Origin of the sequence: Pseudonocardia pini (genome assembly GCF_013870575.1) — a bacterium.
Lineage (GTDB): Bacteria > Actinomycetota > Actinomycetes > Mycobacteriales > Pseudonocardiaceae > Pseudonocardia > Pseudonocardia pini.
The window spans coordinates 1-5,103 of the sequence record NZ_JACBXB010000385.1; the positions used below are offsets into that span (position 1 = coordinate 1).

At 70.8% G+C, this 5,103-nt stretch carries 6 protein-coding genes; 1 reads left to right on the forward strand and 5 read right to left on the reverse strand.

The genetic code is table 11. The annotated features are described in order from the left end of the window. The 3 genes from H5J29_RS20170 to H5J29_RS20180 form a co-directional block, all read right to left on the reverse strand. Nucleotides 1-256, reverse strand: a 256-nt coding sequence (locus H5J29_RS20170) for a dihydropteroate synthase (RefSeq protein WP_181782609.1), incomplete at its 3' end; no start/stop codon positions are given. A gap of 24 nt (nt 257-280) precedes the next feature. Continuing rightward, nucleotides 281-1,138: a class III extradiol dioxygenase subunit beta gene (locus H5J29_RS20175; RefSeq protein WP_181782610.1), complete on the reverse strand. Its 858-nt coding sequence runs from the start codon at nt 1,136-1,138 to the stop codon at nt 281-283. Next, nucleotides 1,131-1,490 carry a protocatechuate 3,4-dioxygenase gene (locus H5J29_RS20180; RefSeq protein WP_181782611.1) on the reverse strand — a complete coding sequence of 120 codons (360 nt, stop codon included), beginning with the start codon at nt 1,488-1,490 and terminating at the stop codon, nt 1,131-1,133. Before H5J29_RS20180 ends, H5J29_RS20175 begins: the two co-directional genes overlap by 8 nt. Before the next feature lie 221 nt (nt 1,491-1,711). Between H5J29_RS20180 and ligM the strand changes: the two genes are divergently transcribed. Further along, nucleotides 1,712-3,109 (forward strand): vanillate/3-O-methylgallate O-demethylase, encoded by a 1,398-nt coding sequence (gene ligM, locus H5J29_RS20185; protein ID WP_181782612.1) that lies wholly within the window; start codon nt 1,712-1,714, stop codon nt 3,107-3,109. 107 nt (nt 3,110-3,216) lie between these two features. Here the strand turns inward: ligM and H5J29_RS20190 are convergent, their stop codons facing one another. Beyond that, entirely contained in the window at nt 3,217-3,891 is a 675-nt protein-coding gene (locus H5J29_RS20190; protein WP_181782613.1) for a response regulator, read from the reverse strand. After that, nucleotides 3,888-5,103, reverse strand: a 1,216-nt coding sequence (locus H5J29_RS20195; RefSeq protein WP_181782614.1) for a GAF domain-containing sensor histidine kinase, incomplete at its 5' end; no start/stop codon positions are given. The genes H5J29_RS20190 and H5J29_RS20195, both read right to left, overlap by 4 nt.

A 5,103-nucleotide genomic window follows, 5' to 3' on the forward strand; every position in this document is an offset into this window, starting at 1 on the left:
CCACCCGGCGCAGCTCTTCGGTGGCCGACACCCGGTCTGCCCCGGGCCGGGTGGACTCCCCGCCGACGTCGACGTAGTCGGCGCCCGCCTCCCACATCAGCACACCGTGCGCGACCGCCGCGGCCGTGTGGTCGTAGAGACCGCCGTCGGAGAACGAGTCCGGGGTGACGTTGAGGACGCCCATGACCAGGCACCGGTCGGTGCGCGGCACGGTGTCCCGCGCCGAGGGCGCGCGGTCCGGCAGGTCGATGGACATCGGTCCTCCTCGCGGCGGTGCCGGTCAGGCGGGTTGGACGGCCCGGTTGTCGAAGAGGGCGAGGCCGGCGGCGGTGTTCGACGCCGGCACGTGGTAGGCGGAGTGCACCTTGCGGACCTGCTCGTTCAGCGCGCCGCGCATGACCAGCCACATGATCAGCTCGATGCCCTCGGACCCGGCCTGGCGGATCAGCTCCTCGCGGCTGAGCGCCGCGAGCTTCTCCGGGTCGTTCTCGATCGCCTCGAGGAACATGTGGTCGAACGTCGGGTTGATGAACCCGGCGCGTGCTCCCGCCAGCTGATGCGACATGCCGCCGGTACCGAGGATGCCGACCGTCCGGGCACCGTCGTAGCTCGCGATCGCCCGGCCCAGGGCCTTGCCCAGCGCGTAGCAGCGGGCCGCGGTGGGCTGCGGGTACCGGATGACGTTGACCATGATCGGGATGACCGGGCAGGGCCAGGCGTCGCCGGGCTCCGGCGTCCACACCGACAGCGGCACGGTGAAGCCGTGGTCGACGTCGAGCTCGGAGAAGACCGTGAGGTCGAAGCCCTCGTCGACGAGGTTCTGCAGCAGGTGGAACGACAGGTCGGGATCGCCGACGACGTCCGGGACGGCGCGGCGACCGTAGCCCTCGTCCGCCACGCTGTACCTGTCCGCGGTCCCGATCGCGAACGTCGGCACGATGTCGAGGTCCACGCCGTTGGCGTGGTCGTTGTAGACCAGGATCGCGACGTCCGGGGTGTGCTGCGCCAACCACTCCCGCGCCGGCCGGTAGCCCTCGAACAGCGGGGACCAGACGGGCTGGTCGGTCATGCCGCGGTCCATCGCCGCGCCGATCGACGGGACGTGCGACGTCGCCAGCCCCCAGATCACCTCAGACATCGGTGCGTCCTCCAGCCAGCATCGCGGCCTTGAAGTCGTCCTCGGACATCCCGGTGAACACACCGCCGAGGTACTGCATGGACAGCCCGTCCATCATGGCGAGCTTGTAGACGTAGAAGATGTTGCCGCCCAGGTCGAGCATCGCCTGCCAGTCCCGCTCGAGGACGGCCGTCGTCTGCTCCTCGGAGAGCCCGAAACGGGCGCAGTACCCGGCCTCGTCGGCGGTGAACACGGTCCGCGCGGCCGGGTCGATCAGCGACATGAACATCTTGTTCATGCGGTGCCCGCGGCGGCTGGTCGGTCCGTCGAAGACATAGGTCCCCGGCAGGTCCAGCCTGCTCTGGCTCGTCATGGTCTCGACGGTAGGGCTGTGACACGCGCGAACCATCGCCCGGTTGTCGAGAACCGTTCGGGACACATGACGTAGGCCGACCGGCCCGTCCCGGCCGCCCCGCTCCCGCCATTCCACGGTGCCGCCGGGCGCTCCACCCTCCCTAGCGTGGGCCACGATGGCCGTCGACCCACGTCCGGCCGTGGTCAGCGCAGAACACTTGAGACGAGAACGGGTGGCAGATGAGCGCCAAGAACCTCCAGGAAGTGCTGGACCAGTCCGGGAACACCGTCGAGTTGCTCCGCAACGCACAACTCGGCGCGTACATCTACCCGGTCGTGCCCGCCGAGTTCACCAACTTCCGCCGCGAGGTGACCGCCTGGCAGAACTCCGCGGTGCTGTTCGACCAGTCGCACCACATGGTCAACCTGTGGGTCTCCGGCCCGGACGCCCTCAAGCTCTTCACCGACACCGGCATCAACTCGACCGCGAAGTTCCCGGTCGACTCGGCCAAGCAGTTCGTCCCGGTCTCTCCTGAGGGCGGCGTGATCGGCGACGGCATCCTGTTCCGCCTCGACGAGGAGGAGTTCGTCTTCGTCGGCCGCGCGCCGGTGGCGACCTGGCTGCAGTTCAAGGGCGAGAGCTACAACGTCGACATCCGCTTCGACGACCGCTCGCCGTCGCGCCCCTACGGCAAGCAGGTCACCCGCGACGTGTGGCGCTTCCAGATCCAGGGCCCCCGCGCGTGGGAGGTCATCGAGAAGGTCAACGGCGGCACCGTCGAGCAGGTCAAGTTCTTCAAGATGGGCTACATGAACATCGCCGGGGAGCGCATCCGCACCCTGCGCCACGGCATGGCGGGCGCGCCCGGCCTGGAGATCTGGGGCCCGTACGGCACCTACGACAAGGTCCGCGAGGCCATCCTCGAGGCAGGCCGCGAGTTCGGGCTCGAGCCCGCCGGCGCCCGCGCGTACTCCTGCAACACCCTCGAGTCCGGCTGGATCCCCTCGCCCCTCCCGGCGGTGTACACCAGCGAGGAGCTCCGCCCGTACCGCGAGTGGCTCGGCGCCACCAGCTACGAGGCCATCAACGCCCTCGCCGGCAGCTTCGTCTCCGACAGGATCGAGGACTACTACCTCAACCCCTGGGAGCTCGGCTACGGCGGCTTCGTGAAGTTCGACCACGACTTCATCGGCCGCAGCGCGCTGGAGGCCATCGACCCGGCCACCCAGCGCCGCAAGGTCACCCTCGAGTGGAACACCGAGGACGTCGCGAAGCTGCTGGCCTCCCCGGTCTCCGAGGCCCCCGGCTACCAGTTCTTCGACCTGCCGAACGCCAACTACGGCTCCTCGAACTACGACGCCGTCACCGACGCCGACGGCAACACCGTCGGCCTGTCGCTCTTCACCGGCTACAGCGCCAACGAGCGCAAGGCCCTGTCGCTGGCCACCGTCAACCCGGACGTCCCGCTGGGCGCCGAGGTCTCGGTGATCTGGGGTGAGCCGAACGGCGGTTCCGGCAAGACCACCGTGCAGCCGCACGAGCAGTTCGCCGTCCGCGCGATCGTGAGCCCCGCGCCGTACGCGGCGATGGCCCGCGAGACCTACCAGGCAGGCTGGCGCACCGCCGTCACCGTCTGACCCGCACGGGCTCCAGAGCGCCGGTCGTCCCGAGGGACGGCCGGCGCTCTCGTGTCACGAGGGACGCGAGCCACGCGGGCGGCCACGTCGTTCGCCGCGGAGCGGGGTCAGGCCTGGGGCGGGACCAGACCCTGGCGCACGGCGACCAGGGCCGCCTGCGTCCGGGAGGTGAGCTGGAGCTTGCGCAGGACGTTGCTGACGTGGGTCCGGGCCGTGCGCTCGCTGATCACCAGCTCGTCCGCGATCTCCTGGTTCGAGCGTCCCTGTGCGACCAGGATGAGGACGTCCCGTTCGCGGCTCGTGAGCGCACCGATGCCGGTCGGCGGGGCGACGATCTCCTGGGTGAGCCTGCGGGCGACGGCGGGGTCGAGGAACACGTCCCCCTTCGCGGCCGCCCGGATCGCCGCGACGACCTCGGTCGGTTCGGCGTCCTTGAGCAGGTACCCGGACGCGCCGTTGGCCAGGGCGGCGTGCACCCGCTCCATCTCGCCGAAGCTGGTCAGCACCACGACCCGCACCCCGGGGAAGCGCTCGGTGATGCGCGCCGTCGCCGCGGCACCGTCCATCTTGGGCATGAGCAGGTCGATCAGGACGACGTCGGGCAGCTCGTGGTGCGCCGCCATCGACTCCAGCCGGTCGAGGGCCTCCTGGCCGTTGCCGGCCTCGGCGGCGACCTCCAGGTCGTCGAGGACCTCCAGGTAGGCGCGGATGCCGCGGCGGACGACGGCGTGGTCGTCGACGATCAGGACGCGGATCTGGTCCGTCCGTTCGGGGCCGGTCATGGCGTGGTGTCCTCCGGGTTCGTGTCCGCGTGTTCCTGCGCCCCGGTGGTGCGCAACACCGTCAGCGGCAGCGGGACCACCGCGCGCACCGACGTCCCGCCGACCGTGCGGGTCCGGACCCGCACGGTCCCACCCCATCGCTCGGCCCGCTCCCGCATGGTCGTCAGCCCGTAGCCGCCGTCGGCGACCGCGCCCTCCGACCGGACCGCCCGGATCCCCCGGCCGTCGTCGGTGACCGAGACCGTCAGCGAGTGGTCACGGAACCCGATCCGGATCGTCACGTGGCCCGCCTCGGCGTGCTTGACGACGTTGTGGATGGCCTCGGCGACGATGCGGTAGACGTCCTCCGCCATGTCCGGGGGGATCCGGTCGAGACCCCGCCCGACGCCGAGGCTGAAGCGCAGCCCCGTCCGGTTGGTGGTGCTCTCGACCAGCGCGCGGACCGCCTCCTCCAGCCCCAGCTGAGCCGACGAGGTCGGCCGGAGCTCGTGCACCATCGCGCGGAGGTCCGCCAGCACCGTCCTCGCCAGGAGCCCGACCTCGTCCGCGATCCGGCGGACGCTGTCGGCGGGCACGTCGCCGCCCCGCGCCCCGAGCACCCCCATCGACTTCGCCTGCATGCCGATGGAGAACACCTGCTGGACGATCGAGTCGTGCAGGTCGCGCGCCAGTCGCTGACGTTCCTCGCGTCGGACGAGCTCGCGTTCGTTCTGCAGCAGCGAGGCGTAGTCCACCGCCACGGCGGCCTGTTCGGCCATGGCCACGAGGAACTCGAGGGTGCGTTGCCCCACCACCTGGCCCGGGGCGAAGAAGGCGTTGAGGATCCCCGCCGCCCGGCCGCGGATGACCAGCGGCACGCTGGCGAACCAGTCCCAGTCGAGCTCGCCGAGGTACTCGTGGAGGGGCTCCCACGACGGGTCGCGCTGGATGGAGTCCCAGCGGTCCGGGACCACGACGGCCTCCCGGAACTCGAACGCGTCGAGCATCTTCAGCGCGGCACCGCGCTCACGGCACCGCATGAGCCGCTCGAAGAAGTCCGGCCAGCGCCGAAACCCTGCCGAGCCCATGATCCGCAGGCCCGATCCCGAGTCGTCGAGGGTGAGGATCTGGACGCCTGCCAGGGCGTCGGCCTGCAGGACCTCCCGTGCCAGGGCGTCGAGGGTGGCGGTGATCGAGCCTTCCGAGGCGAGCTTCGCCGAGGACCGGGCGATG